Raw genomic sequence first — 23,642 nt, 5'->3', positions numbered from 1 at the left:
GCCTCAGGCAGGCTAAAACGGCTAAAAAACTACAGGAAGCCGTTATGAGTCACACCTCGTCTTTACAAAAGCCGCCGAAAAGTGCTGCCCGCACCATCTTCAACGTTACCAGCGGTAACTTTCTCGAAATGTACGACTTTATGGTGTTTGGTTACTACGCCACCGCCATCGCTAAAACCTTTTTCCCCGGTGATGACCCCTTCGCTTCCCTGATGCTGACCCTGATGACCTTTGGTGCCGGCTTCCTGATGCGCCCGCTGGGGGCGATCATTCTCGGAGCGTACATTGACCATCATGGCCGCCGCAAAGGTCTGCTGCTGACGCTTGGCCTGATGGCGATCGGTACTCTGACGATTGCGCTGGTGCCAGGCTACGCCACGCTGGGCGTGGCGGCACCGATTCTGATCCTGCTCGGGCGTTTACTGCAGGGCTTCTCGGCAGGCGTTGAGCTGGGTGGCGTCTCGGTTTATCTGGCGGAGGTCGCGCCCGAAGGACGCAAAGGGTTCTTTGTCAGCTGGCAGTCCGGCAGTCAGCAGGTTGCGGTGATCTTTGCCGCGCTGCTCGGCCTGGCGCTGAATCATCTGCTGGCAAAAGAGGCGGTAACCGAATGGGGCTGGCGTATTCCGTTTGTGGTCGGCTGCCTGATCGTGCCATTCCTGTTCTATATCCGCCGGATGCTGGAAGAGACCGAAGCGTTCAGCAAGCGTAAACACCATCCACGCATGACCGAGATTATGCGCTCGGTGGCCAGCAACTGGGCGCTGGTGCTGGCGGGGATGCTGATGGTAGTCACCACCACCGTGATGTTCTACATGATTACCGCGTTTACGCCGACCTTTGGCAAAACGGTGCTGATGATGAGCGATAAACAGGCGTTCCTGGTGACGCTCTGTGTCGGGCTCTCTAACCTGATCTGGCTGCCGCTGATGGGATCGCTGTCGGACCGCATCGGCCGTCGTCCGCTGCTGATCGTATTTACTCTGCTGATGATTGCCACCACCTGGCCGGTGCTGCACTGGCTGGTGGGATCGGCCAGCTTTGCTCATCTGCTGGAAGCTGAACTGTGGCTGTCATTTCTCTATGCCAGCTATAACGGGGCGATGGTGGTGTATCTGGCGGAAATCATGCCCGCCGAGGTGCGCGCCGCCGGTTTCTCGATGGCCTACAGCCTGGCGACCGCGCTGTTTGGCGGCTTTACCCCAGCGATTTCCAGCTACCTGATCCACGTCACTGGCGACAAGGCGATGCCGGGCGTCTGGCTGACCTTCGCCGCCGTGTGTGGCTTGATCGGTACCTTACTGATTGGCCGGATGGTGAAGCAGTACCAGGCGCGTCACAGCGGCGCACCGGTCAGCGCTTCGCTCTAAAACGATAAATCCACCACCACGCTGTCGCTGTAGTTGCCGGCGGGCGGCGTGTTCTGGCTGGTGAGGACCCGCGCGGTGTAGTTAAAGCCGCGCGTCAATCCGTCTGCCGACACCGCCGAAGAGGTGGTGCTGCTCCAGCGTTCAGTGCCGCCCGGTCCCCAGCGGTTGCTGGTCGTCCCCTTATAAATCTCATAGCTCAGCCGGTTTGCCCCGCTCGCCATATTCCTGACGCTGCCCACCGGATAGCTGCCGTTGCTCAGGCCAACGGTATAGGTGCTGCCTTTGCTGCACAGCACGTTGATGGTCTGTGACACGCTGGAGAAGCTGCCGACCAGCGGCGCACTGCCAAAGCTGATATTCGGCGCGGTAATGGTGGTGCAGTCATTGGTCAGGATCGCCGTGACGGTAACCGGGATCACGCCACTGCCGCTCTGTTCGCTTAAACAGAGGTTGCCAATGGCGATGCTGGTGCAGATACGGTAGGTCACCGCGAGGTTCAGCGTCACCTGCCAGGTGCCGGCGGTCACCACCTGACCCGGCACGGTACGCAGATAGATCGGAATGGCAAAGTTCAGGCTGCCCAGCAGGCCCGCCAGGTTGATCAGGGTTTGCGAGCCAAAGACGAATGGCGTACCGCCGATCGTCAGTTCATTGGCGCAGGCGCTGTCGGTACAGAGCCGCACCGGCACGTTGTCGCTGCTGGTATCGCCGCTGCGCTTCAGAATGCCGCGGGTGCCGTTACTGTTAGTGGCACCGGTCAGTTGAAAGGTGATCTGGTTATTGCCGAGCAGCGACAGCGCCGCCCCGGCCCCGCAGTTGACGTTGGCGTTGGTGGTGACCGAACTGACGGTGCTGTTGGCAACAAAAGTGGTGACGGAGCCGAAGCTGGCGGTGGAGGCGGGCAGGGCGCAGGCGGCGTAACCCAGTGACGGCAACAACAGCAGCAGAGCCGCGAACAGCAGACGATTTATCATGGTGGATTTCCGGTAGCAAAAGCATCAACAGGATGGGCGGTGCTGCCCGCCGCCGCTGCCGGCAGCGCGCAGGTCAATGGCCCATAGGTTTTCAGCGCCTGCGGCTGACCGCCGGCAATACGCAGTTCGGTGTCACAGCGGCGACCATCCGGCGTTACCACCTGTATCGGATTGCTGGCGGTCAGATCCTCCATCCAGACAATGCCATCCCAGCCGACATATTCGGTGGCGTGATCGGGGCGCTGCACCAGGCTGGAGACCGGCAGCGGCTGGCCCTGCGCATCGTGCAGGATCACGCTGGCGGAGCGCAGTTTTTCCACCGGAAAGTTAAGCAGATAGCCGCTCTGACGCTTCACGGCAAACCGCTGTTCCACCCGTGGCGTGGTCATATCCGCGGGCAGGTCGAGGGTATCGATATCATATTTGGCCGGATAGTAGCTGCTGATCGACGGCACCAGCAGATAGCCCTGCTGATTGGTGCGGCCCATTGCCTGATTCTCGTACCGCACCGTGACGTCGGGATAGTTGGTTTTGACCAGCACAAAGGCGTCGTTAATCTCGTTGGCGATAAACAGGCTGTTATCCATCAGCACCAGCGCGCCGGAGAGGTCAGCCCACTGCGTGGTGTTGTCATCGTCGCCATAAAAGCCCGCCGAGGTATCAATCTGATTGTTGCGATAACGCAGGCTGCCCTGACGATAATCGCCGCTATCGCCGCTCTGATTGGCCCAGGAAGCGTCCCAGGCGATGCCGCCGTCGCTGGGCATGGCGCGCGAGACATAGAGCCGCTGGTTGTCGCGTCCCAGCTGGTCGCGTTCGGTGCTGATGGCGGCGCTGCCCTGTTCGCCAAACGGGATCACCAGCGAAATAGCCCCGGTCCAGCTCTTCTCCTGCTGATCGCGGCTGGCTGAAACGTAGAGGCTGCTGTTGCCCCACAGATTTTTACTCCAGGAGAGGTTCCATAACCGGGTGCGATCGCCGCGGCCACCGGTGATGTCGATGTACGCCGCGCCGACGCTGCCGAAGCGGTTGAGTGACACGCTGGCGCTGTACTGGGCGCTACGGCGCGACAGGGCATAGCTGCTGCCGGCGTCGGTTCCGGCGCGGCTGCCGACCAGCGCCAGATTCCCAAAGTCGCGGCTGCGCTGGGTTTGCTGGGTGCCGAGGTTAAACCAGCGGTTATTGTACTGATATCCCCAGCTGTATTGCGTGCCGGTTTCGCCATCGAGCTGGCTGTGCGCCACCGCGCCATTCACCACGCCCCAGCTTCCGACGCGCAGCAGGCCGCCGACGCCGCCCATCGCCAGACTGTCGCTGCCTTCAGCATGACTCTCCAGCGTCAGCCAGTCGGTCATGCCGTAACGATAAGAGCCACTGGCCGCCGCCGCGCCATAATCGAAATTCTTTATCCCATAGTTCTCGCGGATCGCCCCGGCAGAAAAGGCGTAATCAGACAGGCCGGACTTCAGCAGGCTACTGGAGACATAGAACGGCAGGGTGGTCGTCACGCGCCGTCCTACTGCATCCGTCGTGGTGATCACCGCGTCGCCGGCACCGTTAACAAACGGCACGTTGGTCAGCGACCAGGGTCCCGGCTGCACGTTCGCCTGGCTGGAGCGGTAGCCGTTGATAAACAGATCGACGGTGGAAGGCACTGCGGCCTGACCGGAAAAGGCGGGCAACGGATAGGTCACCAGATCGGGACGGACGCCAAAATCGCGGCCAATACGGATGCCGCCGAGCCGCACGCTATTACTCCAGGCCAGCGAATCAGTCACCAGATCGCCGACCCGCCAGCTGATTGCCGCATTCTCATTTTCATTACTCCATCCGCTGTCGTAGCGGATGTAACCATCATCCTGATAGCTGTTGCTGCCTTCCAGCTGCTGCTGCCAGACGCCGTTGCTGAAGAACTGGCCTGCCGGTCCGAACAGCCGCAGCTCGTTCCAGGCGGAGAGGCGGGTGCCGCTGTTATCGGTGCGGCTGGCATAGAGATCGTAATTGATCAGCGCACCACTGCTGGTGCGTCCGGGATAGCGCGGTCCGTTTTGCGCCTCGCCAATCACCTGTCCGGGCAGCCAGCCGGGCGGCACGCTGAGCAGCAGGCGTTGCCGTGCATCGTCATACTCCACTTTGACCTGCGGCATGACGCTGACGTCGACCTGCGGCTGCGACCCCAGTTTATCCTGCGGCAGACCGGCCCGCTGCAGGTCGCCACTGCGCAGCCAGAAGTGGCCGTCACGCTGTTCAACCGCCACGATGTCACCGCGCGCCTGCTGGTTAACGATCAGCTCCAGCATATATTGCTGGCCGTTACCGGGGTTCTGCAGGCTGGGCGGTGGCGGCAGGGATGAGTAAGTTTCCGCCAGCGACAGGCCAGGCGTCAGACAGTAAAAGACGCTGGTCACCGCCAGCGCACCGGGATGAAGAGAAAAAGGTCTCATCGGGCGCTTACTTCTGGGCAGCGCTGCGCCACTGACTCTTGTTCACTTCAGCCACGAGTTCACCACTCACCGCCGCATTCAGCGGCCAGCGATAGCGGCTGTTAGCCAGCACATAGCCATACAGACCTTCGCCCAGCTGGCGGCCACCGATGCTGACGTGACTGAGGCGGGCATGGCCGTTGCCACGATTAGTCAGCTGCAGCCAGCGCTTGCCGCCTTCGCTGACCTGCTGCCAGCTGAGGTCCGGGCGGACGCTGTCGGCGCTGAGGCCGTCGCCATAGACAAACAGCGGCACCGAATAGCGCATCTGAAAAGTCAGTCCGGCCTGGTTTTCGCCCGGCTGGCGTGGCGTCGGGATCTCATCCAGCACCACCCGATAGGCCAGCTCCTGACCGGCAGCGGGCGGGGTCTGCTTGATCAGCCGGACTAACTGCTTCTGACCGGGCTCCATCCGCACCATCGGCGGGCTGGCGACCACCTGCTGCTGCGTCTGGTACTGCTCCTGACCATTGACCTGCTGCCAGCCGAATACCCGGATCTGCATCATGGTGGTGGTATTGCCGCGGTTCTCCAGCCACAGTTCGCTGGCTTTCTCCGCAGGATTGATCGCCGGATCGATCGGCCAGATCATCACCGAGTTAGCGGCAAAAGCCGGCGACAGTAAGGTGGTGCCGATCACAATCAGCAGGGCGCGCAGTAACTTCATCGTCGTTTCCTTGTTATTGATATCGCCTCACCAGCTCAGGGTGACGGTCAGGGTGTCGGTATAGACGCCGGCGCGCGCGGTTCCCGGCAGTGTCAGCTGGCCATAAATCGGCAGCGTGATGTTATTGGCATTGCTGTAGCTCAGTGGCACCGCCTGGTTTACCGGGATCACCGTGGTGCGGCTGGCGTTGCTGTAAAGCGTGTAGGGAACGGTATTGCTGAAGTTCGGCAGTTTCAGGTTGCGCGTCGTGGTGTAGTTGTTGCCCTGATTAATGCTCATGTTCAGCGTGGTGCCCGGCGTACAGGCAAGATTGAGGGTGGTGCTTTGCACATAGCTGGCGCTGACGACACCGGTCGCCACGCCAGACTGAGAGCCAAAATTGAGCGTGCCAAAAACGCCGGTATTGGTACCGGATATCACGCAGCCTGCCACAATCGAAGCGGTCACCTGGAAAGTGCTGGTCGGCAGACTCCAGGCGCTAATACTCCATATCAGCAGAAACAGACCGCGTGCAATCGTCAGACAGGACCGCGAGACAGCCACCCACATTCACCGGCGAATGCAGTTAATAGTTCACGGCGACGTTAATGGTGTCGGTATAGGTTCCGGCAGGGATCAGCGGGTTAAAGCCTCCGCCAACCACCCGACCGTAAATGGCATAGTTAGTGCCCAGGGTAGGATCGGTGGTGCCGCTGGCCGCGATGGGGGTGTTATTGGCAATCGCCGTGGTGAAAGACGCGTCGCTATACAGGGTGTAGGCGATGCCCTGCGCATTATCTGAGCCCAGCACCAGATAGCGCGGCGAAGTGGACGCCGTGCCATAGACGGTAGCAGGCGCGGTATTGCTGCTGGTGACCACCACATTGTAATCCTGGCCGGTGGTGCAACGGACAAAAATACCGTTGCCTGCCGCACCGACCAGCGTGGCGTTCAGGGTATCAAAGGTGGCGGCACTGCTGCCGAAGTTCAGGGTACCGAAATTAACCCCGGCGGTGGCGGACTGACCGTTTACCAGACAACCGGTGGTCAGCGTCAGCGTCGCATTGATGGTGCCCGAGGTGGTTGCCGCCAGCGTTAATGACGGAAGCGCGGTGGTAATGCCAGCAGCAGCCAAAAGAAAAAGCTTGAGTTTCATAATCATTCCTTACCGATTATCCAGAGTCAGTGCTTTTTCACCCGGTGTTAATTTAACGGTTCAACCCAAAAATAGAGAAAATAATCATAACGATCTAAGTAATGCCATAGTCCTAAGAAACATCCTGGACATAAGCTAAATGATTTATATCAGTTTTATTTACTATAGAACAGTTAAAGCGTCACGCGAATGACGCCCCGCTATTTTTCATTAATCAAATGGGGTGACTGGCCGATAACCCAGTAACGGCAAGGCATTACAGGGAAGAGGTAAAGCGAAAATCATTATTTTCGTCCCCTCTATCGCCCTTTCTGCTTCGGTGATATGTTCTTGCACCAATCAGACAAAATAACGATTTACTGCTCAGTGCGGTGGCCAGCGAGTCGCGGTCATGCTTCGCAGAGCGCGCGTTACCAGGACGTCACGACAACATTAAACCTGGCGCTAAATAACTTTCACCCGACGGGTGTTTTCAGATCGATTATTAAGGCTTTACACAGCACCCGTTCATCAGCGGGTGGTGAGGAGTTGCATATGCTACAGGTCTCCTGGGATGGCGTTCTGGTCTGCGTTTCGCTGATCGTCGCGTTTATTGCTTCGTTTACCGCGCTGGACACGGCGGGGCGGGTTGCCGTTTCCGGTGGCTGGATCGCCCGGCTCTGGCTGCTGGTGAGCGGCACAGCGATGGGGATTGGCGTCTGGGCGATGCATTTCATCGGGATGCTGGCGATGATGCTGCCGATGACCCTGCGTTACGACCTCCGGCTGACCATCATCTCGCTGCTGGTGGCGATTCTGGCATCGATGCTGGCGTTTGGTCAGACGGTGGGAGGCCTGCACCTTACCCGGCGTCGTCTGCTGCGCGGCAGCCTGATCCTCGGCGCGGGCGTGGTGGTGATGCACTATCTCGGTATGCATGCGTTACTGATCTCGCCGCAGCCGCACTGGAACCGGCCGCTGGTGGCGCTCTCGATGCTGATCGCCTTTGCCGCCTCCGGTGTTGCGCTGTGGCTGGCGTTTCATCTGCGCCAGGGGGAATATCCTCTGCTGATCATGCGCGCGCTGGCGTCGCTGGTGATGGGGTTTGCCATTGCCGGAATGCACTATGTCGGCATGGCCGCGGCGCAGTTCAGCCACCTCAGCGCGATGCAGCCACAGGGCGTCGGCAATCCGGGGCTGGCGGTGTGGGTCACCCTGATTACCCTCATCATTCTTGGCGTCACTCTGCTGAGCTCGATGCTGGATGCCCAGCTGCGCGCCGCGCGGCTGACCGCCAGGCTGAACCGCGCTAACCAGGAGCTGCGCCAGCTGGCGATGCATGACAACCTCACGGCGCTGCCCAACCGGGTGATGCTGGAGCAGCAGCTGGACCTGGCGATCAAACAGGCGATGCTTAAAGAGAGCAGCTTTGCGGTGATGTACATGGATCTCGATGGCTTCAAGGCGGTCAATGATACCTGGGGACATCACGTTGGTGACCGGCTGCTGATTGCGGTAGCGGAACGGCTGCGCAGCCAGCTCAGCGACGCGATGCTGCTGGTGCGCCTGGGCGGCGATGAATTTGTGCTGATGGCGGAAGGCTGTGATGCCAGCGGCGCCAGTCAGCTGGCGCAAAAGCTGGTGCGGGTAATCGACGTCGCCTTTGAACTGGATCGCTACTCGCTGCACGTATCGCTCAGCGCCGGCATCGCTATCTTCCCGCTGCACGGCCGTAATAAACAGGAACTGCTGTTTAATGCCGATTCGGCGATGTACCACACCAAGCATAACGGCCGCAACGGCTGGTGCCTGTTCGAGCCGGCAATGAACGCCGCGACGCAGCATCAGCTAGAGCTGGCCAACGACCTGTGGAAAGCGCTGGAACGCCAGGAGATGCGGCTGTTCTATCAGCCAAAATTTCGCTCCAGCGGCACGATGCTGATCGGCTTTGAAGCGCTGCTGCGCTGGCAGCATCCGGTGCGGGGCTTGCTGATGCCGGATCAGTTTCTGCCGCGCGCGGAAAAAACCGGTCAGATTGTGGCGCTGGGCAACTGGGTGATTAATGAAGCCTGCCGTCAGCTGAAGATCTGGCATAATCAGGGCCACAGCGACTGGACGGTGTCGGTTAACCTCTCGGCGTTGCAGTTTCATCAACGCGATCTACTGGCAACCATTACGCAGACGCTGGCGCGCCATCAGCTGGCCAGCGGGAAGCTGATGCTGGAGATCACGGAAGCCATTGCCATGCGCGACCCGATCTTCAGCCAGCAGCGTATTGGTGAATTACACCAGGCTGGCGTCAGCGTGGCGATCGATAACTTCGGCATCGGCTACGCTAACCTGCTGCATCTGAAACATCTGGACGCCAGCGAGCTGAAGATCGATCGCAGCTTTATCAACTGCCTGCGGCCCGACAGCGAAGATGCGACCGTGGTGACTGCGATGCTGACGCTGGCGCAGAGTCTCAATCTGCGGATGGTGGCAGAAGGTGTCGAGACGGAAGAGCAGCAACAGTTACTGACCGGGCTGGGTTTTGATGCGTTGCAGGGTTATCTGCTGGGCAAGCCAACGCCCGCTGAGCGGGTCGGCGAGTTCAGCATGGCCGCGGCGCAGATCCCCTGACAGTCCGCTCTCTGACGATAGCTTTTAACGCTTGAATACATCGAAAACAGTTATCGTGACAGGTTAATTAACCGGCAGGTATTGCCGATAACCTATACAACAAGACCATCCCTGATCCTTACTCAACCCACCCAGCTGCTGGCACGGCTTTTCTCGGGAATGCACTATGTTAGTGACCTCATACGACTCTTTTATCGTCATCGTTTCGATTCTTGTTGCGATGCTGGCTTCGTTTACCGCGTTAGACATGGCGGGACGGGTGGTGCATTCAACCGGCAAAGTGGCGCTGGTGTGGCTGTTCGGCGGCGGTTTCGCGATGGGGATTGGCATCTGGGCGATGCATTTCATCGGGATGCTGTCGATGAACATGGAGATGGTGATGAGCTACAACGCCGGGCTCACCGCCTTTTCGGCCGGCATCGCGGTCTGCGCCTCTATCTTTGCGTTGTGGCTGGTGTGCAACGGCGATTTGCCGTTACCGCGTCTGGCGGGCGGGGCGCTGATTCTCGGCAGCGGCGTGGTGGCGATGCACTACACCGGCATGGCGGCACTGATGTTTGCGCCCGGTATCGTCTGGAACTGGGGCTGGATCGCCGTCTCGGTGGTGATCGCGCTGGCGGCGTCCGGTGCGGCGCTGTGGCTGGCCTTTAATCTGCGTGAAGGGCAGACCGGCCGGGTTACGCTGTTGCGACTCGGTGCCTCGGTGGTGATGGGCGCGGCTATCGCCGGTATGCACTATACCGGCATGATGGCGGCAGAGTTTCCGCTGCACAGCCATCCAACGCAGCAGGGCGTTAACAGTAACTGGCTGGCGATTCTGGTGACGGTGGTCACTATCTCGATCCTCGGCATTACGCTGCTGGTGTCGATGCTGGATGCCCGTATGCAGGCGCGCACCTCGATTCTCGCCAGCTCGCTGGCCGAGGCGAACCGTGAGCTGGCACAGCTGGCGCTGCACGATAACCTGACACGCTTGCCGAACCGCATCCTGCTGGAGGACCGGCTGGAACAGGCGATCAACAAGGCGAACCGTGAGCAGACGCAATTTGCGCTGATGTTTATGGATCTGGATGGCTTTAAGGCGGTAAATGACGCCTTTGGCCACCATATTGGCGACAATCTGCTGATTGGCGTGACCGAGCGCATGAGCCAGCAGATGGCCGGTTACTACACCCTGGCGCGGCTGGGCGGTGATGAGTTTGTGCTGCTGATTGAGATTGACGATCCCAACGATGCGGCCGCCGTTGCCGATAAGCTGGTAAAAGCGGTCGATCGTCCGTTTGATATTTCGCGTTATGAACTGGTGGTGTCACTCAGCATCGGCATTGCGGTCTATCCGGGCGATGGGGTGGATGAGCGGGAACTGATGTTTAACGCCGATGCGGCGATGTACCACACCAAAAACAACGGACGCAACGGCTACACCTTCTTCCAGCCATCAATGAACATCCTGGCGCAGAGCCAGCTCCAGCTTAATAACGATCTCTGGCAGGCGCTGGATAACAACGAGCTGCGCCTGTTCTATCAACCTAAATATTGTGCGCCACGCGGGCCGATCCTCGGTTTTGAGGCGCTGCTGCGCTGGCAGCATCCGCAGCGGGGTCTGCTGACGCCGGACCAGTTTTTACCGATGGCGGAAAAAACCGGCATGATCGTCGGCATCGGCAACTGGGTGATCCACGAAGCCTGTCGTCAGCTGCGACAGTGGCATCTGCAGGGCCATCCGCACTGGTCGGTGGCGGTCAATCTCTCAGCATTACAGTTTGAACAGAACAACCTGGTGGAAACCGTCACCGAGGCGCTGGCACGCCATGAGATCCCGCCTGAGCTGCTGACGCTGGAGGTGACGGAAACCACTGCAATGCGCGATCCCGATGAGAGCGTCCGCATCCTGACCGAACTGACCACGCTTGGGGTAAAAGCCTCGATTGATGACTTCGGCACCGGCTATTCCAGCCTGCTCTATCTGAAACGCCTGCCGGCCAGCGAACTGAAGATCGATCGGGCGTTCGTCAATGAACTGCAGCATCACAGCGAAGATGCCACGATTGTTTCAGCGATTGTGGCGCTGGCGCAGTCGCTACAGCTGAAAGTGGTGGCTGAGGGCGTGGAAACGGCCGAGCAGCAGGCCTTTCTCACCAGCCTCGGCTGCAATACGTTGCAGGGCTATCTGCTGGGGAAACCGATTCCGCCCGATCGGATCGATGAACTGGCTAATTTTGTCGGTGATGAAAAAGTGGAGATGGGCGCGCCATTCACGCCCGATGAATCGCCGTTAGCCACAGAGGTTGCGCCCGCCTGACACCGTGCAGGCAAGATAAGTGGCAAGCCCGGCCTGTCATTAACCGACGTGCATGGTAAAGTCTCGCGGGTGGAAAAGGAGAGGCGACCCGTGGCGAAATACCAGCGATTGATGGATGAGATTCAGCAGCAGATAGAGGCCGGCATCTGGCTGCCGGGCACCCGTTTACCCTCGTTGCGCCAGCAGGTTGCGCAGCAGGGGCTTAGCCTGATGACGGTGCTGCACGCCTATGAGTTGCTGGAGAGTCAGGGCTGGATCGTCTCACGACCACAGTCGGGTTACTACGTCGCGCCGCGCGCGCTGGCCTCCGCGCCGCTCAGCGTCACCATCAGCGAGCAGGTCGATATTAACGACTTTGTGTTTGATGTGCTGCAGGCGACCCGCGATCCCGCCATCGTCCCCTTTGGCTCCGCCTTTCCCGACCCGGCGCTGTTTCCGCAGCGCCAGCTGATGCGCTCGCTGGCGAACGTCTCCCATCAGCTGACTCCCACCGATGCGCTGCACAATCTGCCGCCCGGCAACGCCACTCTGCGGCAGCTGCTGGCGCAGCGCTATGCGCGTCAGGGCATTACCCTGTCGCCGGATGAGATCGTCATTACCAGCGGGGCGCTGGAGGCGCTTAATCTCAGCCTGCAGTCGTTAACCGAGCCGGGCGATTATGTGGTGATTGAGCAGCCGAGCTTCTATGGCGCGTTACAGGCGATTGAGCGGCTGAAGCTCAAGGCGCTGGCGATTCCGGTAGATGCGCAGAACGGCATCGATCTGGTGCAGCTGGAAGAGGCGCTGCAGCGCTGGCCGGTGAAAGCGTGCTGGCTGATGACGACCTTGCAGAACCCGCTGGGCGTCACCTTATCCGCCGAACGTAAGCAGCAACTGGTGGCGCTGCTGGCGCGTTATCAGGTGCCGATGATTGAAGATGATGTCTACGCTGAACTCTGGTCAGGCGACACGCCGCCGCTGCCCGCCAAAGCCTGGGATCGTCAGGGCAACGTGCTGCACTGTGGCTCGTTTTCGAAGTCGCTGGTGGCGGGATTCCGCGTTGGCTGGGTGGCGGCCGGTCAGCATGCGCAGCGCATTCAGCGTCTGCAACTGATGAGTACCTTATCGACCAGTGCGCCAATGCAGCTGGCGCTGGCCGATTTCCTCGCCACCCGACGTTACGATACCCACCTGAAACGGCTGCGGCAGATTCTGGCGAAGCGCCAGCAGATGGTGCGTCAGGCGTTGCTGAAAGTGTTACCGGCGCAAGCGACGCTGAGCGAAGCGCGTGGCGGTTATTTCCTCTGGGTGACGCTGCCGGACAGCATCAATACTACGCAGTTGTATCAGCAGGCGCTGGCGCAGGGGATCAGTATCGCACCGGGGCAGTTATTTTCGGCGGGGGAGCAGTTCAGTCACTGTTTTCGGCTCAACACCGCCTGGCCGTGGGATACGCGGGCCGAGGCGGCGATTGAGACGCTGGGCAGGCTGATGGCGCAGGGTCAGACGCGCGCCGCGTCCTGATGGCCCCAGGTCAGGTAGTAGACATCATAAAAATCGACTTCACCTTTTTGCGTCAGCAGGCGCTGAATGCCGCTTTTAACCCGCTCCGGCGTCTCCGGCAGCGACAGAATGCGTGATATCGCCTGCTCGCGCACCGGCTGAACGTAGTACCATTCGCCGTTGTAGCAGACGCGCAGATCGAGCGCATCAATATCTTCAAAACGGTATTTTGGATTAATATCCAGCAGCATCAAAAAGCTCATCACCAGCACAAACGCGGTGGCAAACCAGAAGGCGGGCCAGCCGAGCATCTCTGTCGTGAAAATCAGTGCAACACACAGGCCGTAGCACAGGTACATCACTGCCCACAGACCGGGATGGTTTTTCAGAAATGAGAGGCTGAAGCGCGGCAGATTGTCGCGACGTTCTTCGCGGTTGAGCGTAGCGATCTCGTCGATCAGGATTTGTTTAATAGCGTCCATTTTTTTACCTCACTGTCATCTGTTAACGATTAGAACAGATAACAGTCAAGGATATCAGAAACAGATTTGTGCATTTTTTATATAACAGTTGCCGTGATGATCGCACTTCCCGCCTGACATTTTGCAACACTTTCGCTCAGTGATAACCACCATCATCAACCGCTTCGCTATTGCATCGCAACATTGTTAACGACACATTTGGCTTTAGTTAGCAATATCAGTTAATTATGTTAATTGTGTCGACTGGCGCACATTGCATTGTGGCCCGGCTTTGCCACACTTAGAAAAAAACCGGAGAACCTGTATGACTGTTCAATCCTCCAGTCTGATGTTGCTGATGTCGTTCGCCGCGGGCACCTTCTCTGCCGGAGCCTCTGACAACCCCCAGCACCTGATGCTCGCCAGCCCGTCGGGCGGTGTGCCAAACAACCCGTTACCCCTGATTATCTGGCCACGCGTGGTGCCAGAAGAGGAAGAGGATATCGCGGCCTGGTTTGAAAAAACCTTCGGGCAACATGGCTGGCCGCCCGCCTGGCGCTACCCGATTTTCCCCTACACCCATTATCACCCGAATACCCACGAACTGCTGGGCGTGGCGGCGGGCTGGGCAGAAGTACTGTTTGGCGGCGACAGCGGCCGGATGGTCACGCTGCGTGCCGGGGATGCGGTCCTGATCCCGGCGGGCGTCGGACACCGGCAGGTCAGCGCCAGCGAAGATTTTCTGGTCGTCGGCGCTTATCCGCAGGGCATGTCACCGGAAACGCTGCGTGATGAGCCCGCTAAGCTGAAAGCGTCGCAGGCGCAGGTCAAAAACGTTCCGCTGCCGCATCAGGACCCGTTTACCGGCAAAGAGGGCGCGATGACCGATATCTGGCAGCCGATTGCGGCGCTGACCTCTCAGCAGTAAATCCCGGCGCGTCCGCCCGGCTTGTCGCGGCCTGACGGTGTAGCGCGACGATTGAGCCCGGTTGTCACCGGGCTGTCATCAAACTGTCGTAGCGTTTTGCCCAGAACGTAAACGGCAGGGGCAGAATGAGATGGCGGCAATTTCGTTAACCGGGCTGCACAAAGCCTTCGGGACGCAGCCGGTACTGGACGCAATTTCGTTACAGATTAATCAGGGCGAATTTGTCGCCGTACTCGGGCCATCGGGCTGTGGCAAAACCACGTTGCTGCGGCTGCTGGCCGGTTTTGAAACGCTCGACAGCGGTGAAATTCGTATCGGTGAGCGGCAGGTCGCCGCAGACGGGCTGCATCTGCCACCGGAAGCGCGCGATCTCGGCGTGGTCTTTCAGAACTACGCCCTGTGGCCGCATATGACGGTGGCGGAAAACGTCGCCTACAGCCTGAAAGTCAACGGTGTGGCACGAGCAGAACGTCTGCTGCGCACCAGCCAGGCCCTGACGCTGGTCGGGCTGGATCGCTTCGCCGACCGCCGACCCGCCGATCTCTCCGGCGGCCAGCGCCAGCGCGTGGCCCTGGCGCGCTGCCTGGTAGCCCGGCCCACGCTGGTGCTGCTGGATGAGCCGCTGGCTAACCTCGATGTCCATCTGCGCGCCACCATGGAAGAGGAGTTCCGCCGCTTCCATCGCCACAGCGGCGCCACCTTACTCTATATCACCCACGATCAACGCGAAGCGATGGCGCTGGCCGACCGCATCGTGGTTCTCGATCACGGCAAAGTGATGCAGTTCGCCAGTCCGCAGACCCTGTGGCGCGAACCGGCTAACGAGATGGTCGCGACCTTTATTGATGACGGGCGGGTGCTGCCGGTCAGCGACATTGAACCGCTGGACCCCGGCAACGCCACCGCCACGCTGTGCGGGCTGCGGGTGCTGCTGCGCTGTTCGCCTCGCCAGCGACCGCTGCCGCACGGCAAAGCCAGCTTCCACAGCGTCAGTTTCCATCTGGCTGCGGCAGATGAACGCCAGTTTGCCGCACGCGTCGAACGCATTATCTTTCGCGGCGGCCACCATCAGATCAATCTTCGGCCGCTTAATCAACCGGATGTCAGCCTGTCGCTGACGCTTAACGATGCGGCTTTACTGGCGGTGGATGACACCGTCGGCGTCGCCGTCGATGACGGCTGGATTCTTCCTGCATAAAGGGTTTCACTGACCATGAAAACGGCTTTTCGTACTTCGCTCCACGCGCTGTTGTTGTTATCGGGCTTCACGGCCTCAACCCTGTCGCAGGCGGCGGATGCGCCTGGCGGCAAACTGGTGATCTACACCTCGCAGGCGCCTGAAATCGCCCAGCAGACCATTGATGCCTTCAAAGCCGCTTACCCAGCAGTTGAGGTGGAGTGGACCCGCAACGGCACCACCCAGCTGATGAACGTGCTGCATACCGAGATGATGAGCGGCCAGGTGAAACCCGATGTGCTGCTGGTCGCCGACGCGATCAATCTGGGCGCACTCAAAAAAGAGGGGCAACTCTATCCCTATCAAACCGCGCCGGTCAGCCACCTGAAGTCCGCCTATTACGATGCGGATAAAACCTTCTTCGGCACCAAAATTATCGCCACGGTGATCGCTTATAACACCCAACGCGCGAAGCCGGTCACCAGCTGGAAAGCGCTGGCGGTAGCGGAAAACAGCGGTCAGATTGCCGTGCCCAGCCCGCTCTATTCCGGCGCGGCGCTCTACAAGCTGCACACCGATATCAATACGCCATCGATCGGCTGGCAATTCTATCAACAGCTGGCGGCGATCGGCATCGCGCCGCAGGGCGGTAACGGACCGGCGCTGAAAGCGGTCGCCAGCGGCATGGATAAATATGGCGTCATCACCGATGCCGATATTATCCGCGCCAAAAAGCAGGGCTCACCCATCGATCTGGTCTATCCGCAGGAGGGCGTCTCCTATGTGACCGAGCCGGTGGCGATCATGAAGTCGGTGCATAATCTGCCAGCCGCCAAAGCGTTTGTTGATTTCATGCTGTCGGAAGCGGGTCAGCAGCTGGTGGCGAAGCAGGGCAACCGGCCGGTGGATGCGCGCGTGGCGGCACCTGAGGGTTTTGCGCCAATTGACCAGATCAAACTGCTGACGCCGGACGTGGCGAAAGCGGTGGCCGATGATGCCCAGGTACGCGATACCTTTACCGAACTGTTTGGCGGCTGAGCATGAGCGTGCTGGGCAACGAATGGCGTAGTGGTCAGGCCGCCAGGCGCGGCAGATGGTGGGCGGAACCGCTGGTGCTGGCGCTGCTGGTACTAGTGATCGGCCTGTTGTCGGTAGCACCTTTTGCCCGGCTGATCGGCACCGCGCTGGCTCCCGATGGCGTGGTGGATGGCAATCGTCTGCTGCGGTTACTGACCAGCCGCCGGGTGCTCAGCGCCACGCTGAATACTCTGACCATCGGCATCAGCGCGACGCTGTTGTCGCTGCTGCTGGGAACGGTGGCCGCCTGGCTGGTGGCGCTGACCGATCTGCGCGCCAAAGCCGCCTGGGTATTTGCCTTTATTCTGCCGCTGATGATCCCGCCGCAGGTGACCGCGCTGGCCTGGGTTCAGGCGCTGGCACCGGGAAGCGCGCTGGCCGCGCTGGTCAACGCGCTGGGCGGTTCCTGGCTGGCGGCCGGTGAGCAGCCGCTCTATTCAGCGACCGGCATGGTGCTGCTGCTGGGGCTGCACAATGCGCCGCTGGTGTTTCTGACGGTACGTGCCGGGCTGCGTCGCTTACCCGCTGAACTGATCGAGGCGGCCCGCGTCAGTGGCGCATCACCGCGCCAGATCCTGCTGACGGTGATCCTGCCGCTGGCGCGACCCGCGATCTTCGCCGGGGCGGCGCTGGCGTTTGTCGCCGCCGTCGGCAACTTCGGCATTCAGGCGATGCTGGGGATTCCGGCGCGGGTGCCGACGCTGATTACGCTGGTCTATCAACAGCTCAATACCCTTGGACCCGATGCGCTGCCCAATACCGCCGTCTACTCGATGCTGATTGCGCTGATCACCCTCGCCGGGATGCTGATCAGCGGCTGGCTCGGCGGGCGACGCGATGTGCGGGTCAGCGGCTCGCCGCGCCCCTGGCACCAGCCGCTGCGTCACAGCCGGCTACCGATCGAAATCACCGCCTGGCTGTGGATGGTGACCACTTTGCTGCTGCCGCTCAGCGCCTTGCTGACCACCGCGTTAACCCGCGGTTTTGGTCAGGCGCTGAACAGGCAAACCCTGACGCTGGAGAATTTTCAGCAGGCGCTGTGGGGCTATCCGGCGATCCGTCAGGCCTTCTTTACCAGCCTGTGGCTCACCGGACTGACGGCGGTGCTGCTCAGCATCATAGCGCTGTTTCTGGCCTTCTTTCTTAGCTGGCGTCGCACCCGGCTGGTGCGCGGGCTGGGGTTCGCCAGTGAACTGACCTATGCGCTGCCCGGCATTGTCACCGGCGTGGCAGCGATACTGTTTTTCCTGCGGCCGCTGCCGCTGCTCGGTTTTTCGCTGTATGGCACGGTGTGGATCATTCTCGCGGCCTATCTGGCCAACTTCCTCGCGCTGGTACTCAGGCCGACGCTGGCCGGATTCGCCCGGATTGAACCTTCGCTGGATGAAGCGGCGCGCTTGTGCGGTGCAGGCCTGATGCGGCGAATGATTGATATCCTGCTGCCACTGGCGGCCCCTTCGGTACTGGCTGGCGCGCTGCTGGTGTTCCTCACCGCGCTGAATGAAATACAGGTTTCGGTGCTGCTGGTCACCGCGCAAACCCAGACGCTTGGCCCGACCATTATCTTCCTTGATGAAGGCGGATCGGCACCGCTGGCGGCGGCCGTCGGCTGCCTGATGATCCTGGTGGTGCTGGGCTTGATGCTGCTGGCGTCGCGGCTGACGCGCCGTTTGCCGCAGGGAGTGCTGCCATGGCAAGCCTGACGGTGATCAGCGGCGTCGGCGGTAAACTGCCGGCCGCTTTCCTGCTGGAGATAGAGGGGTACCGGCTGCTGTGGGATTTAGGCGCCGGGCCGGAGCCGGGCGTGCGGCCTGCCATCTCCGCTATCGGTCAGGTCGATGCGCTCTGCCTGACCCATTCCCATGTGGATCATGCGGCGGCGCTCGATAGCTGGGCCGACATCGGTTCACCGCCGGTCTATGCCAGCGATCTCACCTGGCAGCAGCTGGGCGAGTGCGGCGTACCGCAGCCGGCGCGGCACATTCTGCCGCTGCGCGGCCAGTGCGCACTGGGACCGCTGAATCTGTTCACCGGACGCAGCGGGCATTCGCCGGGATCGATCTGGTTTCATCTGCCGGTGGCGGGCGGCATCACCTATATGGGGGACTGGAGCCGCGAGTCGCTGCTGTTGCCGTTCGACTCTCCGCCACGCGCGCGACTGTTGATCACCGATGGCTCCTATGGCGACCGGAATCAGCGGCTGGCGCAGCAGATTGACGCGCTGGCACAGGCGGCCAGGCCGGGCGCGGTGGTTACCGCGCCGCTGCACGGACGCGGACCGGAGATGGCGCTGCAGCTCAGCGCGCGCGGACTGCCGGTGGTGATGTGCCCGCAGGTGCGGGAAGAGGTGGCGCAGCTGCTGGCGCTCAACAGCCTGCCCGCTGCGGCTACGCTGGCGCTGGCCAGCCTGCTGCGCATCGCCACGCCGGCGTGCTGGCGACCGGATGCGGTGATCGTTGCAGCGGATGCGGTGGCCGACAGTGGGCTGGCAGCTCAGCTCAGCCATCAGCCCGACTTCCGCCTGATCTTCAGCAGTCACGTCGCCGCCGGTACGCGCGCGTCTGAGATGCTGCAAACCGGGGCTGCCCGCTGGCTGCCGTGGAACGTCCATCCACCGCTTGACGATCAGCTGACGCTAATCAGGCAGACGGCGGCACAACAGGTGATCCCGGCCTTTGTCGCACCGGAACAGTGCCGACAGCTGACCGACCAAAGCCCGGCAGCGCTCTGCTGGCAACAGTACTATCCTCTCTCCTCGCGCTGGGAAAGCGTCGCCTGACGCACCGCGTCTGGCTGCGGGCCGGCGCGCCGTTGTGATTGAACATTTACTTGCCGCTGCCGATAAACCCCCTACTAACATTGGTTAATCTTCTTAATGCGCTTGTGATCTCAGCCCTTTTCAGCTGTAGTCTGCCTACGCGATTAAGAACATTCCTAAGCCATCACCCGGCTACCGAGCAGCAGGCTAATAACAATGGATAATAACTCTGATGTCATGTATCGCATGCTGATACAAAGCGTGACTGATTACGCCATCACTATGCTCAAACCCGATGGTGCTGTCGCCAGCTGGAATCAGGGAGCCGGGCGCACCATCGGCTATGCGCCAGACGAAATTATCGGCCGCAGCTTCGCCCTGTTCTACAGCGAAGAGGATCGCCGCCGGGCCCTGCCGCAGCGTGGTCTGGATATCGCCGCTACCGCCGGACACTACGAAACCGAAGGCTGGCGCTACCGCAAAGATGGCAGTGCGTTCTGGGCGCATGAAGTGATTAACCCGATGCGCAGCGATGCCGGCCTGCTGGTGGGATTCGCCCACATCACCCGCGACTGTACCCGGCAGCAGGAACAGCAACGTAAAGAACGTGAGCAGGAGGCGCGCTTTCGCCTGCTGGTGGAGGGCGTCACCGATTACGCCATCTATATGCTCGATCACGACGGCAACGTGGTGAACTGGAATGCCGGTGCCCAGCGCGCCAAAGGCTATGTCGCCGAAGAGATTGTCGGCCAGCATTTCTCACGCTTCTACAGCGCGCAGGATCGGCTGAAGCATCTGCCGTCGCAAAACCTGCAAACCGCTTACCGCACTGGCCGCTTCGAAGATGAGGGCTGGCGCTACCGCAAAGATGGCAGCGCGTTCTGGGCGCACGTCGTGATCGATGCGATCCGCGACGATCAGGGCAAACTGATCGGCTATGCCAAAATCACCCGCGACTGCAGTGAACAGCAGCGCATCCGCAATCTGCAGCGTGAACATGAACAGCGTTTTCGCCTGCTGGTCGAAGGCGTCACCGATTACGCCATCTACATGCTGGATATCGAAGGGCGGGTGGTGAACTGGAATGCGGGCGCGCAGCGTGCCAAAGGTTACAAGGCGGATGAGATCGTCGGTCAGCATTTCTCGCTGTTTTACAGCGCCCAGGAACGACTGAATCGCACCCCGGAAGCGAACCTCGGCATCGCTCTGAAGACCGGCCGCTTTGAGGATGAAGGCTGGCGTTACCGCAAAGATGGCAGCGCCTTCTGGGCACATGTAGTGATCGATGCGATCCATGACGATGATGGCAAGCTGATGGGGTTTGCCAAAATTACCCGCGATCGCACCGAGCGGCGTGAGCAGGAGCAGCAGGTGCTGCGCGCCCGCGATCTGGCTGAAGCCCAGAGTGCGCAGAAGACCGCGCTGTCGAAGTTTCTTGATAATATCATCGCCAATATTCCCTCCTGTGTGATCGTAGAAGATGCGATCACTCGCGAGATCCTGCTGGTCAACGATCGTTCGCAGCAGCTGTTTGGCCTGTCGAAATCGCTGATTGTGAACAAGCGGCCCCATGAATGTATGTCGCCTGAGCTGAGCGACTATTTCAATAATCTCGCCGATGTGGCGCTGCGCAGTGAAGGTATTCATGAGCGTGAGCAACTGCTGATGACCGCCAGCGGCGAACGCATTCTGCATACCCGCGCCACCGCCATCAACGGCCAGGATGCGCGGCGTAACTACCTGATGCTGATCGTGGAAGATGTCACCGATCAGCGTGCTGCCGATGCCCGCATTCACCATATGGCGCACCATGACAACCTCACCAGCCTGCCAAACCGCATTCTGTTCCGCCAGCGTCTGAGCGAGGCGTTGCGCACCGCCAGCCAGACAGAGCGCCAGACGGCGGCACTCTGTCTGGACCTCGATAACTTCAAGAACGTCAATGACGCGCTGGGCCACCAGATTGGTGATGAGCTGTTACGCTCGGTGGCGAAGCGCCTGCGCAGTACCCTGCGCGATCAGGATACGCTGGCGCGCATTGGCGGTGACGAGTTCGCCATCGTGCTGCCGTCGGTGGCTAACAATGATGAAGCCAGCATTGTGGCGCAGCGCCTGATCGAAGCGATTCGGCCGCCGGTGAATATTGAAGGCCATAACCTGTCGGTGGGGCTAAGCGTCGGCATCGCGCTCAGCACCACCATCACCAATACGCCGGAACAGCTGCTGCGCTGTGCCGACATGGCGCTGTATGAAGCCAAACGCAATGGCCGTAACCGCTTTGAGCATTTCACCCTGGCGATGGATGATGTGGCGCGCAGCCGGCGCGTGATTGAGAACGATCTGCGCGACGCGATCAGCGGCGGGCATCTGCGCCTCTACTATCAGCCGATCACCAACGGCGACAACATCACCATCATCGGCTATGAAGCGCTGATGCGCTGGCATCATCCGATCCGCGGGCTGATCATGCCGAACGACTTTATCCCGATTGCCGAAGAGACCGGGCTGATTCATATGCTGGGGGCGTTTGCCCTGTATGAAGCCTGTCGCGAAGCGGCAAGCTGGGAAGGGGTGCAGTCGGTGTCGGTGAACCTGTCGCCGCTGCAGTTCAAAAACAGCTCGCTGGTGTCGGTGGTGGAAGGCGCGCTGGCGGAATCGGGGCTCGACCCGGCCCGGCTGGAGGTGGAGATCACCGAGTCAGTGCTGCTGGATGACTCGCTCGGCAATATCCGCACGCTGCAAAACCTGAAAGCGCTGGGGGTACAGATTGCGCTGGATGATTTCGGTACCGGCTATTCGTCACTGAGTTATCTGCGCTCCTTCCCGTTCGATAAGATCAAAATCGATAAGTCATTTATTAACGACATGGGTGACAGCCGCGAGGCGCTGGCGATTATCCGGGCGATTACCGGCATGAGCCGCAGCCTGGATATTCAGATCACCGCCGAAGGCGTGGAGAGCAGCGAACAGTTCGCGAAGCTGCGTGACGAAGGCTGTACGCTGTTCCAGGGCTTCCTGTTCGGCCGTCCGCAGCCCTCAGAGCTGCGGCTGAAAACGCTGGGTTAATCATACAGGCCATGCTGCTGCACCGGCGCATGGCTGAGATTATCGCGGATGCGGCGCACCGAATCGCGCACCACCAGTTTGCCATTCAGCAGCAGCGTGCCGGGCGGTGCGCCGGGATGCAGCCGCAGTTCCTGCAGCATCCTCACCGCCGCCGCGCCCAGCTCATCGCGTGGCACCTGCACCGAGGTCAGCGGAATATCGTGGATGGCGGCCAGGTTGAAGCCATCCATACTCATCACCGAAATATCCTGCGGCACCCGCAGGCCAGCCTGCTCCAGCGCGCTGACCGCCCCGGCCGCAATATAGTCGCCGCTGGCCAGAATCGCCGTCGGGCGCAGCGCGTCGGGACAGTGGCGCAGATATTCACTTAGCCGTTCCGCCGCTTCATTGCTGCTGAAGCTGTTAAGGGTCAGCAGATGCTGACGGCTGTCAAAACGCAGGTTCATCGCGTGCCAGGCGTCGCGCACGCCCTGTAAGCGCTGCTCCATGGTGTAACGCCGCAGGCAGTGCAGCGACAGGATCTGCCGGTGTCCCTGCTCAAACAGGTAGCGCGCCGAAAATTCGCCAATCAGCTGATGATGCGGCGACACTGACGGTAAACGCATCCGGCGATCGCGGGCGTTAATCAGCACGCAGGGCTTGTTCATCTCTGCCGCCAGCTGGTGAATATGCTCGTCATCGATGCCGATCAGCAGCGCCGCCTCGGTCTGCTGCATCTTATCGATAAACAGCGCCGCATCACTCTCGATCTCCTCCAGCGCGCAGTAGCGCAGCCTGACCTCATGCGGCTCCACCGCCTGACTGATGCCCTGAATCACCTTGTAGTAAAAGATATCACTGCGCACATCAAAGGCGCGCGGCGGCGCAAACACCATCAGATTGTTCAGCAGCAGGCGACCGCTGTGCAGGTTATTCAGCACGCCCTGCTGCCGGGCAATCGCCAGCACCTTGTCGCGCGTGGCGGGACGGGTATTGGCTTTTCCCGCCAGCACCCGCGAGACAGTGCTGATCGAGACCCCGCTCAGCGCCGCAATTTCACTCACTTTCAGCCTTTGTTTCATTCTGTGATCGCCTTCAAATCTGCTGATGAAAAATTTTTCATAAGGTGCTGAATCGCGTCAGATAAGCGATTGACCACGCTTTTTACGCTGGCGTTAGCCTGCC

General features: G+C 60.4%; 17 protein-coding genes. 10 read left to right on the top strand and 7 right to left on the bottom strand.

Features of this window, described 5'->3' with window-relative positions; all coding sequences use genetic code 11:
- Positions 1 to 44: 44 nt before the first annotated feature.
- Entirely contained in the window at positions 45 to 1,367 is a 1,323-nt protein-coding gene (tcuC, locus tag ACX3P5_RS15625; protein ID WP_458968966.1) for a tricarballylate/proton symporter TcuC, read from the top strand.
- Here the strand turns inward: tcuC and ACX3P5_RS15620 are convergent.
- The 5 genes from ACX3P5_RS15620 to ACX3P5_RS15600 are packed head-to-tail and all read right to left on the bottom strand — an operon-like array spanning position 1,364 to position 6,626.
- A complete protein-coding gene (locus ACX3P5_RS15620) occupies positions 1,364 to 2,341 on the bottom strand; it encodes a Csu type fimbrial protein (protein ID WP_336756554.1) in 978 nt (325 codons plus the stop codon). The two genes, tcuC and ACX3P5_RS15620, sit on opposite strands and share 4 nt — an antisense overlap.
- Complete coding sequence (locus ACX3P5_RS15615) at positions 2,338 to 4,785, bottom strand: fimbria/pilus outer membrane usher protein (RefSeq protein WP_233987106.1); 2,448 nt, start codon at positions 4,783 to 4,785, stop codon at positions 2,338 to 2,340. The genes ACX3P5_RS15620 and ACX3P5_RS15615 overlap by 4 nt, the downstream gene beginning before the upstream one ends.
- Before the next feature lie 7 nt (positions 4,786 to 4,792).
- Complete coding sequence (locus tag ACX3P5_RS15610; protein ID WP_336756551.1) at positions 4,793 to 5,491, bottom strand: fimbrial biogenesis chaperone; 699 nt, start codon at positions 5,489 to 5,491, stop codon at positions 4,793 to 4,795.
- Positions 5,492 to 5,518: 27 nt separating this feature from the next.
- Positions 5,519 to 6,040 (bottom strand): Csu type fimbrial protein, encoded by a 522-nt coding sequence (locus ACX3P5_RS15605; RefSeq protein ID WP_208612756.1) that lies wholly within the window; start codon positions 6,038 to 6,040, stop codon positions 5,519 to 5,521.
- 16 nt (positions 6,041 to 6,056) lie between these two features.
- Entirely contained in the window at positions 6,057 to 6,626 is a 570-nt protein-coding gene (locus ACX3P5_RS15600; RefSeq protein ID WP_233987108.1) for a spore coat protein U domain-containing protein, read from the bottom strand.
- 534 nt (positions 6,627 to 7,160) lie between these two features.
- On the opposite strand from ACX3P5_RS15600, the gene ACX3P5_RS15595 reads away from it, so the two are divergent.
- The 3 genes from ACX3P5_RS15595 to ACX3P5_RS15585 all read left to right on the top strand — a co-directional run bounded on the left by ACX3P5_RS15595 (position 7,161) and on the right by ACX3P5_RS15585 (position 13,032).
- The gene (locus ACX3P5_RS15595; RefSeq protein WP_336756547.1) at positions 7,161 to 9,227 is read left to right on the top strand and encodes a putative bifunctional diguanylate cyclase/phosphodiesterase; all 2,067 of its coding nucleotides are present in this window, start codon (positions 7,161 to 7,163) and stop codon (positions 9,225 to 9,227) included.
- A 166-nt stretch (positions 9,228 to 9,393) separates the two neighbouring features.
- Positions 9,394 to 11,529: a putative bifunctional diguanylate cyclase/phosphodiesterase gene (locus ACX3P5_RS15590; protein ID WP_336756546.1), complete on the top strand. Its 2,136-nt coding sequence runs from the start codon at positions 9,394 to 9,396 to the stop codon at positions 11,527 to 11,529.
- Between the two features lie 90 nt (positions 11,530 to 11,619).
- Positions 11,620 to 13,032 carry an aminotransferase-like domain-containing protein gene (locus ACX3P5_RS15585; protein ID WP_336756544.1) on the top strand — a complete coding sequence of 471 codons (1,413 nt, stop codon included), beginning with the start codon at positions 11,620 to 11,622 and terminating at the stop codon, positions 13,030 to 13,032.
- On the opposite strand, the gene ACX3P5_RS15580 is transcribed toward ACX3P5_RS15585, so the two are convergent.
- Positions 13,011 to 13,493: a YlaC family protein gene (locus tag ACX3P5_RS15580; protein WP_233987112.1), complete on the bottom strand. Its 483-nt coding sequence runs from the start codon at positions 13,491 to 13,493 to the stop codon at positions 13,011 to 13,013. The genes ACX3P5_RS15585 and ACX3P5_RS15580 overlap by 22 nt on opposite strands.
- 304 nt (positions 13,494 to 13,797) lie before the next feature.
- Here ACX3P5_RS15580 and ACX3P5_RS15575 point away from each other — a divergent pair, with 304 nt between their 5' ends.
- The 6 genes from ACX3P5_RS15575 (at position 13,798) to ACX3P5_RS15550 (ending at position 22,478) form a co-directional block, all read left to right on the top strand.
- The gene (locus tag ACX3P5_RS15575; RefSeq protein WP_233987113.1) at positions 13,798 to 14,400 is read left to right on the top strand and encodes a cupin domain-containing protein; all 603 of its coding nucleotides are present in this window, start codon (positions 13,798 to 13,800) and stop codon (positions 14,398 to 14,400) included.
- Between the two features lie 130 nt (positions 14,401 to 14,530).
- Positions 14,531 to 15,598 carry an ABC transporter ATP-binding protein gene (locus ACX3P5_RS15570; protein ID WP_233987114.1) on the top strand — a complete coding sequence of 356 codons (1,068 nt, stop codon included), beginning with the start codon at positions 14,531 to 14,533 and terminating at the stop codon, positions 15,596 to 15,598.
- A gap of 15 nt (positions 15,599 to 15,613) precedes the next feature.
- Positions 15,614 to 16,615 carry an ABC transporter substrate-binding protein gene (locus ACX3P5_RS15565; RefSeq protein WP_336756540.1) on the top strand — a complete coding sequence of 334 codons (1,002 nt, stop codon included), beginning with the start codon at positions 15,614 to 15,616 and terminating at the stop codon, positions 16,613 to 16,615.
- 2 nt (positions 16,616 to 16,617) lie between these two features.
- Positions 16,618 to 18,357 (top strand): ABC transporter permease, encoded by a 1,740-nt coding sequence (locus ACX3P5_RS15560; protein ID WP_458968965.1) that lies wholly within the window; start codon positions 16,618 to 16,620, stop codon positions 18,355 to 18,357.
- Complete coding sequence (locus ACX3P5_RS15555; protein WP_458968964.1) at positions 18,345 to 19,433, top strand: MBL fold metallo-hydrolase; 1,089 nt, start codon at positions 18,345 to 18,347, stop codon at positions 19,431 to 19,433. Before ACX3P5_RS15560 ends, ACX3P5_RS15555 begins: the two co-directional genes overlap by 13 nt.
- A 195-nt stretch (positions 19,434 to 19,628) precedes the next feature.
- Positions 19,629 to 22,478 (top strand): EAL domain-containing protein, encoded by a 2,850-nt coding sequence (locus ACX3P5_RS15550; protein ID WP_458968963.1) that lies wholly within the window; start codon positions 19,629 to 19,631, stop codon positions 22,476 to 22,478.
- Here ACX3P5_RS15550 and ACX3P5_RS15545 read toward each other — a convergent pair.
- Positions 22,475 to 23,539, bottom strand: coding sequence for a LacI family DNA-binding transcriptional regulator (locus ACX3P5_RS15545; protein ID WP_233987119.1), 1,065 nt, complete (start codon positions 23,537 to 23,539; stop codon positions 22,475 to 22,477). The two genes, ACX3P5_RS15550 and ACX3P5_RS15545, sit on opposite strands and share 4 nt — an antisense overlap.
- Positions 23,540 to 23,642 lie beyond the last annotated feature (103 nt).

It is taken from the genome of Pantoea sp. S-LA4 (assembly GCF_054482835.1).
This window is presented reverse-complemented; position numbering and strand designations above follow the sequence as displayed.

Bases quoted from the DNA above. Each gene is read 5' to 3' on its own strand.
- tcuC (WP_458968966.1), top strand. From the start codon at position 45: ATGAGTCACACCTCGTCTTTACAAAAGCCGCCGAAAAGTGCTGCCCGC.
- ACX3P5_RS15620 (WP_336756554.1), bottom strand. From the start codon at position 2,341: ATGATAAATCGTCTGCTGTTCGCGGCTCTGCTGCTGTTGTTGCCGTCA.
- ACX3P5_RS15615 (WP_233987106.1), bottom strand. From the start codon at position 4,785: ATGAGACCTTTTTCTCTTCATCCCGGTGCGCTGGCGGTGACCAGCGTC.
- ACX3P5_RS15610 (WP_336756551.1), bottom strand. From the start codon at position 5,491: ATGAAGTTACTGCGCGCCCTGCTGATTGTGATCGGCACCACCTTACTG.
- ACX3P5_RS15605 (WP_208612756.1), bottom strand. From the start codon at position 6,040: ATGTGGGTGGCTGTCTCGCGGTCCTGTCTGACGATTGCACGCGGTCTG.
- ACX3P5_RS15600 (WP_233987108.1), bottom strand. From the start codon at position 6,626: ATGAAACTCAAGCTTTTTCTTTTGGCTGCTGCTGGCATTACCACCGCG.
- ACX3P5_RS15595 (WP_336756547.1), top strand. From the start codon at position 7,161: ATGCTACAGGTCTCCTGGGATGGCGTTCTGGTCTGCGTTTCGCTGATC.
- ACX3P5_RS15590 (WP_336756546.1), top strand. From the start codon at position 9,394: ATGTTAGTGACCTCATACGACTCTTTTATCGTCATCGTTTCGATTCTT.
- ACX3P5_RS15580 (WP_233987112.1), bottom strand. From the start codon at position 13,493: ATGGACGCTATTAAACAAATCCTGATCGACGAGATCGCTACGCTCAAC.
- ACX3P5_RS15575 (WP_233987113.1), top strand. From the start codon at position 13,798: ATGACTGTTCAATCCTCCAGTCTGATGTTGCTGATGTCGTTCGCCGCG.
- ACX3P5_RS15570 (WP_233987114.1), top strand. From the start codon at position 14,531: ATGGCGGCAATTTCGTTAACCGGGCTGCACAAAGCCTTCGGGACGCAG.
- ACX3P5_RS15565 (WP_336756540.1), top strand. From the start codon at position 15,614: ATGAAAACGGCTTTTCGTACTTCGCTCCACGCGCTGTTGTTGTTATCG.
- ACX3P5_RS15560 (WP_458968965.1), top strand. From the start codon at position 16,618: ATGAGCGTGCTGGGCAACGAATGGCGTAGTGGTCAGGCCGCCAGGCGC.
- ACX3P5_RS15555 (WP_458968964.1), top strand. From the start codon at position 18,345: ATGGCAAGCCTGACGGTGATCAGCGGCGTCGGCGGTAAACTGCCGGCC.
- ACX3P5_RS15550 (WP_458968963.1), top strand. From the start codon at position 19,629: ATGGATAATAACTCTGATGTCATGTATCGCATGCTGATACAAAGCGTG.
- ACX3P5_RS15545 (WP_233987119.1), bottom strand. From the start codon at position 23,539: ATGAAACAAAGGCTGAAAGTGAGTGAAATTGCGGCGCTGAGCGGGGTC.